The organism is Christiangramia echinicola DSM 19838 (assembly GCF_000423065.1).
Lineage (GTDB): Bacteria > Bacteroidota > Bacteroidia > Flavobacteriales > Flavobacteriaceae > Christiangramia > Christiangramia echinicola.
In genome coordinates this window covers 132,210-152,000 of sequence record NZ_AUHG01000012.1, presented here as the reverse complement: position 1 = coordinate 152,000, position 19,791 = coordinate 132,210, and the positions used below count along the sequence as shown (strand labels likewise).

17 protein-coding genes are annotated in these 19,791 nt (G+C 35.6%); 13 read left to right on the top strand and 4 right to left on the bottom strand.

Going from position 1 to position 19,791, the window contains the following annotated elements; all coding sequences use genetic code 11:
* The first annotated feature begins 188 nt into the window (after window positions 1-188).
* Entirely contained in the window at window positions 189-5,192 is a 5,004-nt protein-coding gene (locus G530_RS0109980; protein ID WP_035716210.1) for a translocation/assembly module TamB domain-containing protein, read from the top strand.
* On the top strand, window positions 5,164-7,506 hold the full coding sequence (gene tamL, locus G530_RS0109975; RefSeq protein WP_240472146.1) for a translocation and assembly module lipoprotein TamL: 2,343 nt from the start codon (window positions 5,164-5,166) through the stop codon (window positions 7,504-7,506). The genes G530_RS0109980 and tamL overlap by 29 nt, the downstream gene beginning before the upstream one ends.
* On the opposite strand, the gene upp is transcribed toward tamL, so the two are convergent.
* Entirely contained in the window at window positions 7,503-8,162 is a 660-nt protein-coding gene (gene upp / locus G530_RS0109970; protein ID WP_026934396.1) for a uracil phosphoribosyltransferase, read from the bottom strand. The genes tamL and upp overlap by 4 nt on opposite strands.
* Window positions 8,163-8,358: 196 nt before the next feature.
* Here upp and G530_RS0109965 point away from each other — a divergent pair, with 196 nt between their 5' ends.
* The 5 genes from G530_RS0109965 to G530_RS0109945 all read left to right on the top strand — a co-directional run bounded on the left by G530_RS0109965 (window position 8,359) and on the right by G530_RS0109945 (window position 12,046).
* Window positions 8,359-8,739, top strand: coding sequence for a VOC family protein (locus G530_RS0109965; protein WP_026934395.1), 381 nt, complete (start codon window positions 8,359-8,361; stop codon window positions 8,737-8,739).
* Window positions 8,740-8,743: 4 nt separating this feature from the next.
* Window positions 8,744-9,115 (top strand): nuclear transport factor 2 family protein, encoded by a 372-nt coding sequence (locus G530_RS0109960; RefSeq protein ID WP_026934394.1) that lies wholly within the window; start codon window positions 8,744-8,746, stop codon window positions 9,113-9,115.
* Between the two features lie 66 nt (window positions 9,116-9,181).
* On the top strand, window positions 9,182-9,820 hold the full coding sequence (locus G530_RS16780; protein ID WP_051199758.1) for a DinB family protein: 639 nt from the start codon (window positions 9,182-9,184) through the stop codon (window positions 9,818-9,820).
* Between the two features lie 126 nt (window positions 9,821-9,946).
* Entirely contained in the window at window positions 9,947-11,350 is a 1,404-nt protein-coding gene (locus G530_RS0109950; RefSeq protein WP_205619197.1) for an MATE family efflux transporter, read from the top strand.
* A 75-nt stretch (window positions 11,351-11,425) separates the two neighbouring features.
* The gene (locus G530_RS0109945) at window positions 11,426-12,046 is read left to right on the top strand and encodes a hypothetical protein (protein ID WP_026934392.1); all 621 of its coding nucleotides are present in this window, start codon (window positions 11,426-11,428) and stop codon (window positions 12,044-12,046) included.
* A 57-nt stretch (window positions 12,047-12,103) separates the two neighbouring features.
* Here G530_RS0109945 and G530_RS0109940 read toward each other — a convergent pair whose 3' ends face one another.
* Window positions 12,104-12,595, bottom strand: coding sequence for a ferritin-like domain-containing protein (locus G530_RS0109940; RefSeq protein WP_026934391.1), 492 nt, complete (start codon window positions 12,593-12,595; stop codon window positions 12,104-12,106).
* A gap of 235 nt (window positions 12,596-12,830) precedes the next feature.
* On the opposite strand from G530_RS0109940, the gene G530_RS0109935 reads away from it, so the two are divergent.
* The 4 genes from G530_RS0109935 (at window position 12,831) to G530_RS0109920 (ending at window position 15,240) form a co-directional block, all read left to right on the top strand.
* Complete coding sequence (locus G530_RS0109935; protein WP_026934390.1) at window positions 12,831-13,289, top strand: cupin domain-containing protein; 459 nt, start codon at window positions 12,831-12,833, stop codon at window positions 13,287-13,289.
* A 53-nt stretch (window positions 13,290-13,342) separates the two neighbouring features.
* On the top strand, window positions 13,343-13,801 hold the full coding sequence (locus tag G530_RS0109930) for a universal stress protein (RefSeq protein ID WP_026934389.1): 459 nt from the start codon (window positions 13,343-13,345) through the stop codon (window positions 13,799-13,801).
* A 120-nt stretch (window positions 13,802-13,921) separates the two neighbouring features.
* A complete protein-coding gene (locus G530_RS0109925; RefSeq protein WP_026934388.1) occupies window positions 13,922-14,125 on the top strand; it encodes a dodecin family protein in 204 nt (67 codons plus the stop codon).
* A gap of 134 nt (window positions 14,126-14,259) precedes the next feature.
* Entirely contained in the window at window positions 14,260-15,240 is a 981-nt protein-coding gene (locus G530_RS0109920; protein WP_051199757.1) for a chemotaxis protein CheB, read from the top strand.
* A 37-nt stretch (window positions 15,241-15,277) separates the two neighbouring features.
* On the opposite strand, the gene G530_RS0109915 is transcribed toward G530_RS0109920, so the two are convergent.
* Together G530_RS0109915 and G530_RS0109910 are read right to left on the bottom strand one after the other, a co-directional pair.
* Window positions 15,278-16,432 (bottom strand): porin, encoded by a 1,155-nt coding sequence (locus G530_RS0109915; protein ID WP_026934386.1) that lies wholly within the window; start codon window positions 16,430-16,432, stop codon window positions 15,278-15,280.
* Between the two features lie 189 nt (window positions 16,433-16,621).
* A complete protein-coding gene (locus G530_RS0109910) occupies window positions 16,622-17,629 on the bottom strand; it encodes a zinc-binding alcohol dehydrogenase family protein (RefSeq protein ID WP_026934385.1) in 1,008 nt (335 codons plus the stop codon).
* A gap of 372 nt (window positions 17,630-18,001) precedes the next feature.
* Here G530_RS0109910 and G530_RS0109905 point away from each other — a divergent pair, with 372 nt between their 5' ends.
* Both G530_RS0109905 and G530_RS0109895 read left to right on the top strand, forming a co-directional pair.
* On the top strand, window positions 18,002-18,460 hold the full coding sequence (locus G530_RS0109905; protein ID WP_026934384.1) for a cold-shock protein: 459 nt from the start codon (window positions 18,002-18,004) through the stop codon (window positions 18,458-18,460).
* 355 nt (window positions 18,461-18,815) lie between these two features.
* Entirely contained in the window at window positions 18,816-19,778 is a 963-nt protein-coding gene (locus G530_RS0109895; RefSeq protein ID WP_035716269.1) for a fatty acid desaturase family protein, read from the top strand.
* The last annotated feature ends 13 nt before the right edge of the window (window positions 19,779-19,791 follow it).

Below are 19,791 nucleotides of genomic sequence, written 5' to 3'. Positions count from 1 at the left end.
AAAACTGTAGAAAAAGGACTAAACTGTGTAAATTTTCTCCACAGTTCTAATCATGAGAATTTCAGTGTAGACTATCTAAGCAGCCTTTATCAAAGGTTTTTTAACACAAGTTTATTAGAATACAATAGATTTAAACTTCGTGAAATAGTCTCTAAACGATAACTTTGAGAAATCCTAAATTCTACTGATTGTCCAATAATAAGAAAAAGGTTTATAAGATACTTCGCATACTGGGAAAAACCCTCCTGGGTATCCTGTTTTTCCTGTTATTGGTGATATTATTCGTTAGAAGTCCATGGGGACAGAATATTATTAAGGATAAAGTGATTAGTTCCATAGAAAAGAAAACAGGGGCTAATATTGACCTGGAAAAACTATTTATTGAATTCAATGGAGATATAAAAATAGAGAAGCTTCTTGTTGAAGATCCAAAAGGGGATACCATAATATATGCAGGTAGTATTTCTGCCAATATTCCTATTATGCCTCTTATTAAAGGGAATAATTTTAGTCTGGAAGGGCTGAATGCTAAACAAATGAAGGCCAAAATAATTCGGAAGGATTCTTTAACCGGATTCAACTACGAGTTTTTGACCAATGCCTATGCTACAGACACTACGCAAGTAAGTACAAATAAAGATACTACCTCGGCACCTATGAATATTAATATTGGAGATTTACATCTTCAGGATTTTGATATTGTATATATTGATGGTGTTTCGGGGATCAATTCGAATATTAAATTTGATTTGCTGGAGTTGGGTTTGACTGAAACCGATCTTCAGAATATGATCTTTAAGGCTAATAATGCTGTTCTTCAGAATGCAGTGGTGAAATACGATCAAACCAAACCTTTTCCCGAAAGTGACAGTGAGCCACCTCCAATGCCCATTATCAGAATTAAAGACCTGAAATTTAATAATGTTCAGGGTAGATATAATTCTGAACCGGATTCCCTATTCACAAATTTCGATATAGCCAGTTTCAATTTAAAGAATACATCGTTCAATATTAAAGACCTGATCATTGGAAGTGATGAAATTGCCTTGGCAAATTCTACCGTAACGCTAGAAATGACCCAGGCGAGTTCTAATTCTAAAAACACAGGTACTTCTGAATCTGCTTTTCAATGGCCCGACTATAAACTTGATATTGCCAGGGTAGATCTGGCGAATAACGCATTAGATTATTCTGTAAATGGAGCAGAAGTAAAGAAGGGTGTCTTTGATCCAAACGCAATCAGGTTGGATAGTTTAAACTTTCTAGCAGAAGATATTAAATATGAAAGGGAGGAGGCGATGGTTAATGTGGAAAAATTGGAATTTAAGGAAGGATCTGGAATCAATGTGAAAAAGATCAATATCGAGGCTATAGTAAATAATAGGAAAATGGAATTCTCAGAAATTGAAATGGCTGCGAATAACAATTCACTTTCGGGTAGTCTGAATATCAATTATGAAAGTCTAAATGATTTTATAGAAAATCCAGGTAGTGCACGTTTGAGTTTAGATCTTAGAAATATCTATTTAAATATTAAAGACCTATATAGATTTCAGCCCGGCCTGAGGAATAACGATTATTTAGATTCATTGTCTATTTCTCCTATTCGAGGAAACCTTGCAGCTTCCGGAAAGCTGGATAATTTAGATCTACAAGCCTTAAATTTAAACTGGAACAACACCCGTATTTCCGGAAATGGCAGCCTTGTAAATCTTCAGGATCCTGAAAGATTGAGTTTTAATTTACCTAAGGTAAATATGACTACCAAAAGAAGTGATCTTCTAAAATTTGTAAAGGAAGAAGATCTGGGCTTAAAATTACCTGAAAATATTACTGTAAACGGTAGTTTTTCTGGGAATTCAACTCAAATAAAGACCAATTCTATTATTAAAACCAGTCTGGGCCAGCTAGATGTGGATGGGGATATAGAAATGGGCGATCAAATTGCTTTTGATGCAGAGGTGCAGGGTGATAGTATTGCTCTCGGCAGCCTCTTGCAAAATGATGCCCTGGGTGATATTCAGTTAAATTTAAAAGCTTCGGGGAAAGGAAGCTCCGTCAATGATCTTGATGCTAACCTGGAAACTCAAATATCTTCTTTTACCTATAATAGTTATGAATTCAGAAATATTGATCTTAAAGCTGAACTTAAAGACGGAGAAGGCCCGTTAAGTTTAAATTACAAAGATCCAAATCTTAATTTTAGGTCTGAAACACAGATCAAATTAGATTCGGTTTCCCCAAGATTCGATATTAATTTGGTCCTGGAAGGAGCAAATCTTGAATCGCTTGGAATAACTCAGAAAGAAATAAAAACCGGATTTACTCTTAATGGATGGTTCCAGGGAAATTCTTCTCAATATGAAATGGAGGCAGAGATTATCGATGGTGTGGCGGTATATAATAATGAAACTTATCTTTTAGGAAGCTTTGATGCCTCAGCGTTTGTAAGAGAAGATACCACCTCTTTAAATATCAATAACAGGATCCTGGATCTAAACCTTCAGTCTAATGCCAGTCCTGTTGCTTTTTCACAGGCCATTAACAGGCATTTTAAAAGATATATCACAGAAAATTACCAGGAGGACTCTATTATTAATCCTGTGAACATGAAACTTGATGCAAAAATTAGTCAGGCTCCATTGCTTAATGAGGTATTCCTGGTGAATCTTGAAGAACTTGATACGGTAGATATAAATGTAGATTTCAGGGAACAGGATCGAATCATGGACGCATCTATTTCAATTCCATATATAGATTACTATAGTAGTAAAATTGATAGTTTACAGATCAACATGAAGTCAGACCCTAACGATCTTAATTTCGATCTGGCATTTAATGAACTGGATGCAGGCCCCTTAGCTATTAAAAAGACAATTTTGAAAGGAGATGTTGTTAACAGAAAACTAAACCTTGACTTTTCATCTATATATGACGAAAAAGAATTATTGCACGTAAATTCTGAATTGAATTTTCAAGGTGATACTTTGAAATATCATATTAACCCTCAGGATCTAATATTGAACGCCAATCCATGGACTATAGATAAATCCAACCAGGTAAGTTTTGATACAGGATATCTGGACTTTCAGAATTTTAAGATCTCCAGGAATAATCAGGAGATGCAACTAAGTAATGATAAGGCAGGTATCGAAAAGGAACATTTAAGCCTAGATTTTCGAAACTTTAAACTGGAAGCTTTACTAAATTATTTTAATCCTGAAAATGTGCTTGCCGAGGGCCAGCTTAATGGAAATATAGTTTATGAGGATCCATTTGGTGAAACTGGTTTACTTGCAGATATGGAGATCAATCAATTTAAAATACTTGGAGTCAATCTTAATACTTTGAGCCTGGAAGGTAATTCTTCTGGCTTTAGTACTTATGATTTCGATTTGGCTGTAAAGGGTGGAGAAGTAGACCTGGACCTTACGGGATCATATACGGCTGCAGAACCGTCTGCAAAACTCAATATGACCCTGGACTTAAATAAAGTGCAAATGTCTGCGCTGGAAGGATTTTCTCAGGGTGAAATTAAAAATGGTAGCGGAAGTTTTTCTGGAAACTTCAGTTTAGATGGTACACTTTTAGAACCTGAATATAATGGAAGTCTCGATTTTAATGAAGCTAAATTTAATGTTGCATTCTTAAACGCTGTTTTTATACTTCCAAATGAACACTTGAAACTGGATAATGCGGGGGTTTATTTTAGTGATTTCAATATTGATGATTCTAATAATAATTCGATTGTAGTTAACGGAGAAGTACTTACTGAAAAATTGCTAAATCCTAATTTTAATCTGGATGTCCAGGCTACTAATTTTAAGCTTTTAAATTCTACAGAAGAAGATAATAGTCTATTCTACGGAACGGCTGTTGTAGATGTAGATGCTCAAATAAATGGAGACCTAAATTTACCGAAGGTGAATATGAACCTGGATGTGAAAGAAAGCACCAATTTCACCTATGTAGTCCCAGAAACCGAACTCCAGATCAAGGAAAGAGATGGAGTGGTGATTTTCGTAAATAAGGAAGATCCAGATGCGATTCTTTCCCAAACCGAAGAGGAATCTTACGTCGTTTCTGGATATGATATTTTCACAAGGATATCTGTGAATGAAGGCGCAAAGTTTAATGTCATTATAAACCAGGAAACAGGCGATAAATTCCAGGTCCAGGGCGAAGGGGATCTTATCTTTAACATGTATCCTAACGGGCGTACTGCCTTGACCGGTATCTATGAGATCAATGATGGGTTTTACGAAATGAGCTTATATAACCTGGTGAAACGAAGGTTCGATATAGCCGATGGTAGTAGAGTATCCTGGGCTGGCGATCCGTTTGATGCCCAGCTGGATGTAAGGGCTATTTATACAGTGGAAACTTCTGCTTCCTCATTAATGGCTTCAAGCATTTCCAGTTCAGATAACAATGAATTAGACAGATATCAGCGAAAATTGCCTTTTCTGGTCTATCTGAATGTCGACGGAGACCTAATGGAACCAAAAATCACTTTTGGCCTGGATATGCCAGAGTCTGAGCAAGGCGTTGCCGGTGGGGAGATCTTTGGAAGAGTACAACAATTAAACAATCAGGAGCAGGAATTAAATAAGCAGGTATTTTCATTATTGGTCTTAAACAGGTTCTTTCCAGAATCTGGAAGTGATGGTAGCGCCGGTGGAACATTGGCCGTGGCGCGGGATAATTTAAATTCAGCATTATCAGATCAATTGAACATGCTTTCCAGTAAGATCATGGGTGAAAGTGGCGTTCAGCTTAATTTTGATGTAGATAGTTTTACAGATTACCAGGGAGAAAGTGCGCAGGATAGAACTCAATTAGGGATCACTGCACAGAAAGCTTTTCTGGAAGATAGATTAATTGTAGAAGTAGGTAGTGAAGTTGATATCCAGGGAGGGAATATGGAAGGGCAGGAGACAAGCCCTGTAATTGGTAATGTTAGTATTTCCTATTTACTTGATGCATCTGGAGTTTGGCGCATAAAAGGATTCAGCAAGAATCAGTATGAAAATGTAATTGATGGCCAGCTGGTTGTAAGCGGAATTGCGTTAATTTTCACCAAAGAGTTCAACAAGTTTAAAAATATGTTTGAGAAGGCTGTGATGGAAAAAGTAAAAAATGAGGATGCCAATCAATCTAAAGATGAAGAGAATACAGAAGATGAAAATTAGATATTCAGCATTAATAATTATCCTGGCTATTATACAAGCCTGCAGCGTGGAGAAATTTATTCCTGAGGATGAACTTCTTTATACCGGAGCTGAAGTTAAATTTGAGCAGGATTCAACGATCGCAGATCAACCGAAGCTAAGAACAGAATTAGAAAATGTTCTTAGACCCCAGCCAAATTCTAAAATTCTTGGTATGCGTCCCGGTTTATATTTTCATTATAAATCTCAACGAGAAAAACCAGGTTTCATCAATAAGTTCCTGAATAAGAAAATTGGAGAAGAACCTGTTTATCTTTCAGATGTTGACCTACAAAATACTGAAGACCTATTATTGAACAGATTAGAAAATCGAGGTTTTTTCTATAGCAGAGTAGACTCAAATTCAGAAACTAATGAAGAATCAAAGACAGCTTCAACCTCATTTACTTTAAATGTGGCAACGCCTTACACAATGGAGACCTATCAGTTAGACACAGATTCTCTATTGGTCTATAAAGACATTAAAAATAATCTTGATGATACTGTACTCGAGGAGGGGATGCGTTTTGACCTGCCGGAGTTAAAGGAAGAACGTGAACGTATAGATCTTCAACTTAAAAAAGAAGGATACTATAATTTTAACCCCGGATTTTTAATTTTCGAAGCAGATACTAATCAATATGATAAAAAGAAATTTGACCTGTTTTTACGATTAAAAAAGGATGTTCCTCCAAAATCTGTAATACCATACCAGATATCTAATGTAAATGTGTATCCAAATTACAATGTAGACCAGGATACATTGAGCAAAAACTATAAGAGATATAAGGATAAAAATTACCTTCAGGAAGAATTATTTTTTAAGCCAGAGTACCTGGATCCCTATATTTTAATTGAAACAGGTGATTATTATGATCCTGTAAAGTCCAGGAATACCAGTAGGAGGCTAGGAACTATAGGGGTTTATAAGTTTGTAAATATAAGGTATGATGAAGTAGATACTTTAGCTACAGACAGCCTGGGTTTATTGGAGGCAAATATTTTCCTTTCACCACTTAAAAAAAGAGCCATCAGGGCCGAACTGCAGGCTGTAACTAAATCTAACAGTTTTGCCGGGCCACACCTTGCGCTAACCTTTGTGAACAGGAATTTATTTAAAGGTGGAGAAACTTTGAATATTTCTGTCAACCTTGGGTACGAAGTTCAAATAGGAGACAGTAATGTACCTGGAAGAAATTCTCTTCAATTAGGGGTAACCAATGACCTTATAGTTCCAAGATTACTGTTCCCTGTAAAGATTAATAATAACTTTTTTCAATATGATATCCCAAAGACCAAAATAAGTCTGGGAGGGGATATTTTAAGAAGAAGCCAGTTGTTTAGTCTGGCATCTCTTAATTCTTCCTTCGGTTACTTCTGGAATGCCAACAGGTATGTCACTCATGAGATCAATCCAATAAGTCTCAATTATGTTAGGCTTAATAATGTGAGTTCAGAATTTCAGGAGGTCTTGGATGATAATCCCTTTTTACAAAGCAGTTTTGATCAGGAGTTCATTGCGGGACTTACTTATTCCTTTATCTATAATGGGATGATAGACACTGCAAAACGTAATGTCTTTTTTGTTAATACCAATTTTGACATCGCCGGAAATACTATCAGCCTGTTTGGTAAGGAAACTGAGAATGGTAAAAAGGAAATTCTCGGCCTGGAATATGCGCAATATGCTAAACTCGATATGGATCTAAGATATCATTTACGTCTTGGTGGCGGGAATGTTATCGCTACCCGTTTATTTGCAGGATATGGGATACCATACGGGAATTCTGATGTGATGCCTTTTAGCAAGCAGTATTTCTCTGGTGGTCCCTATAGTGTTAGGGCGTTTAATACTCGTACTTTAGGTCCTGGAACTTTTAATCCGAATAAAGTCAGTATACAGCAGGAAATGGATGGTGTCGATGACGATGAGATTAACAATTTAGGTTACCGTGATCAAACTGGTAATATTCGTTTTGAAGCAAACGCAGAATACAGGTTTCCTATTATTACCTATCTAAATGGAGCTTTTTTCGTAGATGCCGGAAATGTCTGGACTTCAGATGCCAATCCTGAAACTACAAATGTCGAAGGCGGTTCAGGTAAATTTGAATCAGATTTTATTAATGAGCTTGGTATTGGAACAGGAGCAGGATTAAGAATAGATATTCAGAGCTTTGTAATAAGATTCGACCTGGCTTTCCCATTACATGATCCTAGGAAACCTGCTGGTGGAAGATGGGTGAACGATTTTGGTAGTCCTGTTTTTAATTTCGGAATAGGTTACCCGTTCTAATGCTGAAGTTTATTTCCGTAGCAAAGATCGCCTGCGTCTCCTAATCCAGGAACTATATAGCCGTTCTTGTCTAATTCATGATCTATGGTAGTGATCCATAATTTCGAATTTTCAGGAAATTCAGTTTTTAAATATTCTACACCTTCATAAGATCCAATAACCGAAACCAGATGTATCCTGGCTGGTTTTCCCATAGGCTCAAGAGCTTTTAAGACATTGCTGAAAGATCTACCCGTAGCGAGCATAGGATCGGCCAGAATAAGAGTTTTACCTTCGAGGGAAGGTGAGGCAAGGTATTCTACGAGGATCTCAAAATTCTCATCATTATCGGGATGATGTCTATAAGCTGAAATGAATGAATTTTCAGCATCATCAAAGTAATTTAAAATTCCCTGGTGTAAGGGAAGACCAGCCCTAAGAATGGAACAGATCACAAGTTCATTTTTAGGCATGGGAACTTTAGATTTTCCAAGAGGAGTATTTACCTCAGCAGTTTCATATTCCAGTTCTTTACTTAGTTCATAAGCCATAATTTCACCAAGCCTTTCAATATTCCTTCTGAAACGCATCCGGTCATTCTGAATGCTGGTATCTCTCAATTGAGAAATAAACCTGTTTGCAATAGAATTTTCACCGAGTATTTCCTGAACTTCCATAGTAATATGATCTGTAGTTTGTGTTCAAATTTAAGCTTTTCCAAACAGAACATAAATATGTTGAATTGATCTTGTTTTACTTTCTTATAATCAAAAAGTTAGGCTCACATCATTATCTGGAAGTCTGAATCATAATTCTAAATATTTTAAAATATTAATGTAAATTTATAAGGTTAAAAACCTAAAAACCAGATCTATGCTTAAGAATTGTGAAGCTTTTTCTACATTTTCTACCAATGATATGGAAAAAACCAGGGATTTTTACGGTCAGGTCTTAGGAATTACCCTGAGACAAAATAAAATGGGGCTACTGGAACTAGATCCGGAACATTGTTCGGTCCTAATTTATCCAAAGGAGGATCATCAGCCGGCAGATTTTACTGTTTTAAATTTTTATGTGCCAGATTTGGAGAAACAGGTAGATGATCTAATAGAAAAAGGGGTGAAGTTTGAAACTTATGAAGGGAAAATTAAAACTAATGAAAAGGGTATTCATCGCGGGCCAGATTCACCCGCTATTGCATGGTTCAGAGATCCCGCTGGAAATATACTTTCTTTGATAGAACAAAACAATTAGGGCCATGAAGGGAAGAGAAAAACTTTTAAAAAAGTTCAATGAGGCCTTCGCAAATTGTGATACTGAATTCCTGGCTAATAGCGTGACAGACGATATAGTATGGAATATCGTCGGGGAGAAATTAATTTCAGGTAGGAAAGATTTTGAAAAATCTTTAGACAGGATGCGCCATGGTGGTCCAACCGAAATTTTTGTAAACGAAATGATAATTTCAGACGATAGATCTGTTGTTGAAGGTATCGTGGAATTCTATGTAGAACCTGGTAAAAAGAAGAAATATGCTTTTTGTGATGTCTATGTATTTTCAGAAATAGATGACACAAAATTTAAAGAGTTACGCACTTATGTAGCGCTGCTCAATAAGAAAGGACTATAACTCCAGATAATCATACCTGATTGAGAGGTATATTTTAGTACTGAATATTAATTTAATACATTAATTATGAAAATTTTAATCACTTTTTTAAGTCTTGCATTTTTCTCTTCAGATTATGTAAGTCATAAAAATTGCCAGACTAGCCAGCGAAAAGACATGGGAGTAGAAATAATTATTGACAAGGTCGATGTTTTTGAATATCTGAAAGAAACCCAGGAAAGTCTAGAAGAAAGTGTTGAAGGCTTATCTGAAGAACAAATGACCTTTAAGCCTGATGCGGAAAGCTGGTCTGTTGCTGAAGTTGTTGAGCATGTTGTTATTGTAGAAGGAGCACTTAAGTCTATGCTTGAAGCTAGATTTCAAGACGGAGAAACACCAGAATTAAAAGAAGAAGTGAAGATGACTGATGATCAGGTGGTTGCCTTGATCACCGATAGAAGTGGTAAGATCCAGACTCAGGATCAATTTCAACCTTCGGGAAAGTTTTCAAAAGCAAATGAAGCTGTGGAAGCATTTAACCAACAAAGGGAAACGTTAATAGACTGGCTGAAAGATTCAGATGTAGATATGCGGAATTACGTTAATGAATTTCCTTTTGGAAAGATCGATGCCTACCAGACAGTTCTTTTTCTGGCTGGTCATTCTGCCAGGCATACGGCACAAATTGAGGATGTGAAATCTAACCCTGATTTTCCACAATCTTAAAAATACTTTGAAGTTTAAATGAAATCAGGAACTGGTTACTTACTGGTTCCTGTTTTTTTTACAGTTTGAAACCTGTCAGTTTTAAAATTAGATAAATTTATATTTCATTAGTTATAACTTCTTCTCTTGAATATAATTAAAAAATTTGTTGAATTCTGGAAGCTTTTAAAACTTGCTATATCTGGTAAGGAACAGGATTATACAAGAATTAATATTCGCCGAGGTATATTATTACTTTCTGTTCCTATGATCCTGGAAATGATCATGGAATCTCTTTTTGCAGTTGTAGATATATTCTTTGTAGGTAGACTCGGTGAAGATGCAGTGGCAACAGTTGGACTTACAGAAGCGGTAATAATAATTATTTATTCCATTGGAGTTGGAATAAGCATGGCTGCCACGGCATTGATTTCCAGAAGATTTGGCGAGAAAGACTTTAAAAGAGCGGGCAGTACTGCATTTCAGCTTCTAATATTTGGTGGCCTAATATCTATAATTCTAGGGATTACAGGTTGGTTTTTTGCTGAAGAAATTCTGCGGTTAATGGGGGCTTCAGAAAATGTTATTGTAGGAGGAGTAAATTACACCAGAATTATTTTTGCCGGTAATACAGCTATCATGCTCCTGTTTTTAATTAATGGAGCTTTTAGAGGAGCGGGATTACCACATTTAGCCATGCGTACCTTGTGGTTATCTAATGGTTTGAATATTATTCTTGATCCATTATTAATTTTTGGATTGGGAAGTTTTGAGGGTTATGGATTAGAAGGAGCAGCCATCGCTACAACAACAGGCAGAAGTATTGGAGTTATCTACCAGGTATATCACCTCTTAAATGGAAAGCATAGTCTGGTGATCTTAAAGGAAAACCTGATTCTGCAATGGAAGACCATTAAAAAGATAGTTTCGATATCAGCGGGAGGGATGGGCCAATTTCTTATAGATTCGGTTGCATGGATATTTCTTACCAGAATTGTGGCAGAATTCGGGAGTAGTGCTGTGGCCGGGTTTACCATTTCATTTCGTATTTTAATGTTCAGCTTAATGCCGGCCTGGGGTTTATCTGCGGCTGCAGCGACTCTGGTAGGTCAGAATATGGGTGCTCATAAAATTAAAAGAGCAAAAATATCGGTATGGCTAACCGCAAAATATAATGCCTGGTTTCTAGGAATTGTAACCTTGCTCTATTTATTATGGGGGGATGTGTTTGCCTCCTGGTTCACACCAAATGAAGAGGTTCAGCAAATTGCCGCGTTGGGATTAAAAATAATTGCCATTGGCTATGTGTTTTTTGGAGTAGGTATGGTAATGGTACAGGCATTTAACGGTGCTGGTGATACTAAAACCCCTTCTTATATAAATATTGGGGTTTTCTGGTTACTTGAAATTCCTATGGCCTATTTCCTGGCAGAATATTTCAATCTTGAAATGCTGGGTATTTTTATATCTATCGCTTTTTGCCATTCCCTTCATGCCCTGGTAAGTTTATGGTTCTTTAGAAGAGGTAAATGGGCAGAAACTGAAGTTTAATATTATAAACTATATGTTTTAAAAATTTGGCTGTATTTTTGATGTTATAAGAGTTACAATCCGAATTTATAGATTATGAGAACCAAATTATTATTCATTTGCTTTTTATGTTTCTGGATAGCTGCTTCTGCACAAATAGAAATTCCACGTACAACTAATACTGGTCCTATTATTAAAGCTGAAGAGTCTAATTCTACGGGTTTTCCAATTCTTAAAAGGGAAGAAACCGAAACGGAGAGCAGGTTTCTAAAGGAAAAACCTAAACCTATAGATCTAAGGGAAAATCCAAATGGATTAATGACCGAGGCTGATGTGATGAAGAAGAAATGGGAAAAGGATAAAGAAATTAAAGAAGAATATAGAAGAGATCAAAGCCTAGGAAATGTAGTTACCCAGGGAAGGTTTGTAGAAGTATATTGCAGAGATCACCAGTATATTGATGGTGATAAAGTTCAGATATTTGTAAACGGTGAACTTGTAGCTGCAAGTGTTACTCTTCATGCTGGATTTCAACCAATTCTGGTTACACTTCAAAATGGATTTAATAGTATTGAGTTTGTAGCTCTAAATCAGGGTAGTTCTGGACCTAACACTGCAGAATTAAGGGTTTTAAGTGAAAAAGGGGAACAACTAGCCATTAAAGAGTGGAACCTTTTAACCGGAGCTAAAGCTGAACTTATTGTAGTTAAGAATTAAATATTATATTCCAGAAATATTAAATAGAGCCCGGAGGTAATTTCCGGGCTCTATTATTTAATCTTCCAGATCTTCTAAATCTTCAAGGATCTTGATCTGCCTCAAGGTATTTTTGATCTTATCTCTATGCTCCTCAAGCATTGCCTTTACATCGGGATTTAGAATATTCTTTTCAAGCTTTTCTTCATAATCTTTCAAGCTGGATTTCTCGCCTCTTAAACACTCTTCCAGCATAGACTCATCATTTTTCTTAGACCAGGAACTTTTAACGTCGATCCATAACCGGTGAATGCTGCCTAATGTACTTCCTGTTGATGAGTCCTTAGGGTGCTCGTTCAGCATATGGATATGCTTGTCGATTTCAGTCGCAAAGTGATTTCTTTGAACTGCCTGGCTTTTCAAAAAGTTCTTTAGATCTGGATTATGAGTGTGTTCTAAAGCCTTTTTATAGCCTTTTTCTGCATCATAATTCTTTTCCAAAAGTTCAGATAGAAGGTTTACCAGGTTTTTATGACTTGCCTCTCGGGCTGCTTCTCTTGTCGTTTTCATAAGACTGAAATTTTAAATGATTAACCAATTAAAGATAATTCATAACTGAGATAATTTAGAATTTTAGCCTTGAAAAAAAACTGACTAAAGTCATGTTTTTGAGTATTTTATGATATGTAAATATACATAGTATTCCCTATGTATATTTAAGATCTAAAGAGTTAAATTTTCATTTTCGATTTAATACTACTTATAGGAAGTATTACTTAATAAATACCAACCAAAACCAAACATTATGGAAACTTTTTATAAGTACACCAGGACTACATTTTTTATTATACTGTTCTCACTTTTTACCAGTTATGATTCTGTAGCACAGGAACACTCTGTTGCAATTAATATTCATGATAGTAGCATGGAGTGGGGAGCTTGTCCAGACATAATTCCTAATGGTTGCAATGTGGCCATTCTTCAGGGAGATCCAACCAAAGCAAATACCGATGCTGTTTTTAAATTTCAGCCAAATACAGATATTCCTGAGCACTGGCATACATCTGCCGAGAGAATGATCCTGATTCAGGGAGAAATGACGGTTACGTACGAAGGAGAAGATTCAAGAATTTTAAAAGCTGGTTATTATGCATATGGACCTTCAAAAAAGCCTCACACTGCTAAATGTAATGGACCAGAACCTTGCCTTTTATATGTAGGATTTATAAAACCTGTGGATGCATTTGCCGGGAAACCTGAATAAAATACAATTCATATTTTCATTAACTTAGAAGGACCAATCATCAATTTATTTTTATGAAAAAGGTTCTTATTGGAGTAGATTATAATCCACGATCAGAGAAAGTGACCAGAGATGGTTATGAACTTGCCAGAAAATTAGGTGCGAGAGTTTGCCTGATACATGTGCTGGCAGATGTAAGTTACTACGGAGTGAATTATCCTAGTTTTATGGGTTACGAAGGTTATAATGAAATGCAGGTAGATATCAATGTGATATCAGAACTTAAGGAAGTTGCTAAGAATTTCCTGAATACAGCTGCAGAGCATCTGGAAGATCCATTAGTAGAAACACATTTGGCAGATGGTCCAACATCATCTACGATTCTGGATTATGCAGATGAATGGAATGCAGATCTTATCGTTCTTGGAACTCATAGCCATTCTGTTCTGGAAAAGGTTCTAATGGGAACAACAGCCAGCCGAATCCTGGAGAGAACTAAAATCCCGGTATACCTGATCCCCGTCAAGGATTAGAAATATATGAAATGATGTAGGCTGTTGATTTTATAATCTTGTGTTAATCATTTGAAATAGAATCAGTTAATCGGTAATTTCAGAAGTGAAACAAATAATAAACATTTAAATTTTACAATTATGGGAATAGTAAAGGTTATTGAGGTTATTGCAACTTCAGATAAAAGTTTTGATGAAGCAACAAGAAATGCTGTAAAAGAAGCAGCCAAATCAATTAATAATATTAAATCTGTATATATAAAAGAAATGAAGGCACAGGTTACCGGTGATTCAATTACATCTTATGCTGTTAATGCTAAAATATCTTTTGAAAAAAACGCTTAAGATTTTTTCTTTATCAGAAAACAGGTCGATAATCATATATATTATATCGGCCTTTTATATTAATATCGAATTAGTTATAGACTGTACAACTTTTACTATTAACTCATGAAAATCTACTTTAAAATATTATAAGATTGGGTAATAATAGAATTTTTGCAATTGGGGCTTCTGCTGGCGGTAGAACAGCTATACAGGCTATTTTGAAAGATATATCACCAGAGGTTAATGCTTCTTTTTTAATCGTAGTGCATTCTTCTTATGATATGATCTCTAGTTTCACATCTTATCTCAATAAAAAGATCCAGATGGAAGTTCTCGATGCTCAGGAGAATATGGAGGTGAAGAAAGGAAAAGTTTATGTAGCCCTTCCTAATCAACACATGGTGGTGATTAAAGGTAAAATAATGAATTCTAACGGTCCCAGAGAAAATCTGTTTAGACCATCTATAGATGTTTTATTCAGATCTGTAGCGGTTGATTTCGGGAACCGTTGTGTTGGTATCCTGTTATCAGGAAGGCTTAATGATGGTACTGTTGGGTTAGAGGCTATCAAAAGATGTGGAGGGGAAACGATAATTCAGAATCCTGAAACAGCTGAATTCTCTGGAATGCCACTAACCGCACAAAAATTTGTAGATATAGATTATTGCCTCGAGCTTGAGGAGGTTGGAGATATAATTCGAAAACTTACTGATGAGCCTTTGCCTGAAGAAATTGAAATTCCTTATACGATTAGGAGGGAGGCCGAAATTGCTACTAGAATTAGGAGCCAGGTAAAGACTGAAGACTTTCTGGGAGAAAAAGTTCCAATGAGTTGTGCTAGTTGTGGCGGGCCGTTATGGAAAATTAAGGATACTGAGATCGAAAGATATCGTTGTCATGTTGGTCATTCTTTTTCTCAAGAATCATTATTAATGGCTCAAAATGAAAATCTTGAAGAAACTCTATGGGTTTGCTTGAGAACCTTAGAGGAGAAAAAAGTATTAATGCTTAAAATGGCTGAAAATTTTAAAAATAAAGGATCTGGGCATATATCCAGATCATATTCAGACAAGATTCAGGAGGTTGATGAGCATATAGATAGACTTAGGGAACTCATGGACATCAGAGACTAAGTTTTTATATAAAAGAAATATCATTTGTTTCTACTAGTTATAATAACCACAAAGGCGCGATAAATCCTATTCTTACTTCATTTTTATTATAACTCGATTCATCAAAATTATCCAGGGCATAATCTGAATAATCATAATACCTACCTATATAAGCCAGATAAAACCTAAAATCAAAATCCTTAAAAGGACTATAATAGATCGTTGGGATCATGCCGTAGCTAGTACGTATATGCTCTGTAGTTGTTTTCACATTATCATAAGTACTGCTCGTCATAAGAGTTAATAAGCCTTTGAATTTCGGACTTATACGGTACTCTGCTCTTAACCAGTTTTCAACATATCTCACATCTTCTGCAATTTGATCCTCACCTAGAATTCGAGACATTATCCCTTTTGTATCAACCTCCTCATAACTATAATGAAAATCATACATTAGGCTTAATCTATCGTTTTCATATTTGTTACCTATCGTAAAGAATGTAGTTCCCCGGTCCCTGACTTCATAAGAATGGCTAAAACTATATATGGTTTCAAGTTTCCCGTCGAAAAAGCTACCTCTCCAGTTACCAACAAAAGCAACCGGCCAATCTGGTTCCTGAATATTCTCTGCAACGATATCCCCGTAGAGGTCATCATAATGCATAGTCCTGGAATTTAAAATTTGCAATCCAAATTTATGATTATCAAAAGCCTGATAAGTTAACCCCGCACCGGTAACAAATGCCAGAGCATTTCCGTAGATATCATTATACTCCAGAACATCCCGAGCACTGAATTCATACTCATAACCTCCGAAAAAAGCGGTCATCTTACCAAGGAGAAGATTAAAAGAAGGACTTAATTTAAGGTCAACATAAGCAAGTTCGATATTGCTACCAAGTCTGTCCAGACTTTGAACATCACTGGTGTTATTAAAACGATTTCTGAAATTGAAATATAACCGGTCATGTAATTTCGCTGAAATCCCTAATGCTGTAAACCCATTTTCAAACTGTAGTCCGTTATAATAGTTATCACCACCCCTGAAGGTATATGCCTGAAATTCCATTCGCAAATCGAATGTTATATTTATATTTTTTAGAAGTTCTACCTTTTCAGCTGGAATAATTGGTTTTTTCAGACTATCATTTTCTTGCGAAAAACCAATTAAAGAGAAGGTTAGAAACAGACAGAGAGAAATAGATTTTTTCATAGAGTACGGGATTTTATATTTAGAATTTAGTTAGTTATTAGGTTAAATGTCTTTATTTAATAGGAGCTGCTTCAATACAGAAAACTATCTCAGAAGCCTATTAATGAATTTACTGAAACCTTATTGATACTATATGTGGATGCGGCCTAAAAGGTTATGAATCCTTAGTTAGTTCCAGACAATAATCCCCTAGAATGAGATCACATTTTTACCCACAGATTTTCCAGATTCCTGAAGTTTATGAACTTTTTTGAATGTTTCGGCATTTAAACCTTCAAATTTCCTGTTCATTGTAGAGATGATTTTATTTTCTTCGGCCAGGGCTTTAATCCTATTAAGTATTTTATGTTGCGCTATCATATCTTCAGTTTTAAACATACTCCTGGTAAACATAAGTTCCCAGTGAAAACTTACACTCTTCTCTTTTAATAAATTTAGATCAACACTTTCAGAAGTATTAACAACGCAGCATATGCCACCTTGTGGTGCAATTAGTTCAGCCATAGCATTCCAATGTGTACTTGTATCTGCGAAATTGATAATATAGTCTGGATTTTTATAGTTCTGCATTTGATCCAGTAGATCATGGTGATTTACAATTTCATCTGCACCCATTTTTTCGCACCAGTTCCGGGTCACATCACGAGAAGCCGTCGCGATTACTTTTAACCTGGTAAGTTTCTTAAGTAATTGTATTGCTATAGATCCAACACCGCCAGCGCCACCAATGATAAGTATAGATTTGCCAGAGCCGCCATTATCCTTAATTCCTAGTCGGTCAAAAATAGATTCCCAGGCAGTTAGAGAGGTGAGGGGTAGAGCAGCGGCTTCCTCCCAATTAAAATTATCAGGTTTTTTAGCCACTATCCTTTCATCAACCAATTGATATTCAGCATAACATCCGGATCTGGTAATATCTCCGGCATAGAATACTTCATCTCCTGGTTTAAACTGGTTAACATCTTCTCCAATTTCTTCAACCACACCTGAAGCGTCCCAGCCAATAATTTTAGGCTCATCCAATTCATTATCCTTAGCTGAATTCTGTCTTACCTTATAATCTACCGGGTTTACTGAAATTGCCTGGATTTTTACGAGAATATCTCTTTTTCCCGGTTTTGGAGTTTCACACTCAAAATTGATAAGACTTTGATCTTCATCAATAGGTAAGGATCTTTTAAAACCAACTGCCTTCATTATTTTTATTTTCAAATTACTAGACCTAATCCACTTTAGATATGTAAGCATTCATAAACTTTTGCTAAAATCAATGTGGCATCCAGGTTTGCATGTAAGTAGAAAACTAAAATATGGCATGATCTGGCTTTACGGCTAAACTTCAATATATCTATGAGATCTAAGAATTTTATCAAGTCTCAGCTTTAAATCTTTTATAATCGGATTCCTATGACTATCTTTACCAAAATTTTGATGCAGGTCGAATATCGACCATTGCTCTCTCTGAATTAAACCTTCAAAAGATAATCTTACACATTAAATTTTTCTGGTATTCGTTTAGTTGGTTCAATGCATTGAAATTGGAAACGAATAGTAATTAAATTTTAGTGAATGGCAAGATCCGGACAAACCCAAAACAAAAGAGAAAAAGAAAAAAAGAAGCTTAAGAAGCGTAAGGAGAAAGAAGCGAAAAAGTTAGAGAGAAAGGAAAATTCTAACAAAGGTGGATCATTTGAAGATATGATCGCTTATGTTGATGCAGATGGAAACCTTACAGATACTCCACCAGATCCAACACAAAAAGTTGAAGTAGAGGCAGAAGATATAGAAATCGCTATCCCAAAGAAAGAAGACAGGGATTACGAAGAGCCGGTTACAGATACGGAAGGAAAAGTTTCATTTTTCGATCATTCTAAAGGTTTCGGATTCATTATTGGTAAAACTACCGGAGAAAAATATTTTGTACATGTTAGTGGTCTTATAGATGAGATCGATGAGAATGACAAAGTAAGTTTTGAATTAGAGCAAGGAATGAAAGGGCTTAACGCCGTAAGAGTGAAATTAATCTAAGGCTTTCTCAAAGCTGAAAATTAGCTTTATACTACTACCTTTAGTATCCTGAATTGTAATTATTTGAAAATTAATAAATTATTGTGATGTACGTTGAATAAATAAATGTACATTTGCCATGTAAAATAATTTAGTTTTCTTCACTTTAGTAAAACCATTCAGGATATTCCAAGTTTTAGTCACTTCAGTATTTAGACAGTAAACATTAAATAGTACCAGTATCAACAATCCAAAATTTGCCCAAAAACGGGCCTCCGAATTTTCCAAGACTTTAAGGAGTCGTGTAAATTCATATTTCAAAACTAATAATATTAGTAAGCATGCCAATGGTAGCATGATCGTAAAAACGGTTTTGATGCTTTTAGTATTTATTACTCCTCTGGTTATCATAAACACAGGAATAGTTTCCAGTATTTGGATGACCTTTGCGCTTTATATTCTTAGTGGATTTGGAATGGCTGGTATAGGAATGGGGATCATGCATGATGCGATCCATAATTCATACTCCAAAAATCAAAAGGTAAATAGAATTTTAGGTTATACTTTAAACCTGATAGGTGCAAACGCCAGTATCTGGAAAATACAGCATAATGTATTACATCATACCTTTACCAATATAGAGGAAGCAGATGATGATATTAATCCTCCTTTCTTTTTAAGGTTCACACCGCATACCAAACGATATTTCATTCATAAATTTCAGCATATATATTCCTGGTTCTTTTACGGTTTATCAACAGTTTCCTGGGTTACTGCCAAGGATTTTGTAAGGATGGCAAAATTTAAGAAAATGGGATTCTTTAATGAAGGCAAAGCCTTTAATAAAGAACTTGCTAAAGTTATTGCCTGGAAAATTGTTTCTTTTGGCTTTGTTCTTGTACTACCAATTATCATGGCTCCAGTTGCCTGGTGGATTATAGTACTTGCTTTTATTAGCATGCATTTTGTAACCGGACTTATGATCACAACTGTGTTTCAGTTAGCTCATATAGTTCCAACTACAGAGTATCCATTGCCAAATGAAGAAGGAATCGTAGAAGGAGATTGGGCAAGCCATCAATTATTTACAACGAGTAATTTTTCCCCAAAAAGCAGGTTGTTTTCCTGGTTTATAGGTGGACTAAATTATCAAATAGAACATCATTTATTACCAAATATCTGTCATGTTCATTATAGAAAGATATCGCATATCGTAGCAGAAACTGCGAAAGAATATGGTTTACCATATCATAATAAACACAATTTTGTCTCGGCAGTTGGTGAGCATTTTAAAATGCTTCGTCAATTAGGAAGGATGGATAATCTTAGAGCAGGATAAGGAAAAGATTGGA

Excerpts from the sequence above, each read along its gene's own strand:
- upp (WP_026934396.1), bottom strand. The coding sequence starts at position 8,162 with ATGGAAGTTCAGGAAATACTCGGTGAAAATTCTATTGCAAACAGGTTT.
- G530_RS0109965 (WP_026934395.1), top strand. The coding sequence starts at position 8,359 with ATGCTTAAGAATTGTGAAGCTTTTTCTACATTTTCTACCAATGATATG.
- G530_RS0109940 (WP_026934391.1), bottom strand. The coding sequence starts at position 12,595 with ATGAAAACGACAAGAGAAGCAGCCCGAGAGGCAAGTCATAAAAACCTG.
- G530_RS0109935 (WP_026934390.1), top strand. The coding sequence starts at position 12,831 with ATGGAAACTTTTTATAAGTACACCAGGACTACATTTTTTATTATACTG.
- G530_RS16780 (WP_051199758.1), top strand. The coding sequence starts at position 9,182 with ATGAAAATTTTAATCACTTTTTTAAGTCTTGCATTTTTCTCTTCAGAT.
- tamL (WP_240472146.1), top strand. The coding sequence starts at position 5,164 with ATGAAGAGAATACAGAAGATGAAAATTAGATATTCAGCATTAATAATT.
- G530_RS0109915 (WP_026934386.1), bottom strand. The coding sequence starts at position 16,432 with ATGAAAAAATCTATTTCTCTCTGTCTGTTTCTAACCTTCTCTTTAATT.
- G530_RS0109905 (WP_026934384.1), top strand. The coding sequence starts at position 18,002 with ATGGCAAGATCCGGACAAACCCAAAACAAAAGAGAAAAAGAAAAAAAG.
- G530_RS0109895 (WP_035716269.1), top strand. The coding sequence starts at position 18,816 with ATGCTTTTAGTATTTATTACTCCTCTGGTTATCATAAACACAGGAATA.
- G530_RS0109930 (WP_026934389.1), top strand. The coding sequence starts at position 13,343 with ATGAAAAAGGTTCTTATTGGAGTAGATTATAATCCACGATCAGAGAAA.
- G530_RS0109925 (WP_026934388.1), top strand. The coding sequence starts at position 13,922 with ATGGGAATAGTAAAGGTTATTGAGGTTATTGCAACTTCAGATAAAAGT.
- G530_RS0109945 (WP_026934392.1), top strand. The coding sequence starts at position 11,426 with ATGAGAACCAAATTATTATTCATTTGCTTTTTATGTTTCTGGATAGCT.
- G530_RS0109960 (WP_026934394.1), top strand. The coding sequence starts at position 8,744 with ATGAAGGGAAGAGAAAAACTTTTAAAAAAGTTCAATGAGGCCTTCGCA.
- G530_RS0109910 (WP_026934385.1), bottom strand. The coding sequence starts at position 17,629 with ATGAAGGCAGTTGGTTTTAAAAGATCCTTACCTATTGATGAAGATCAA.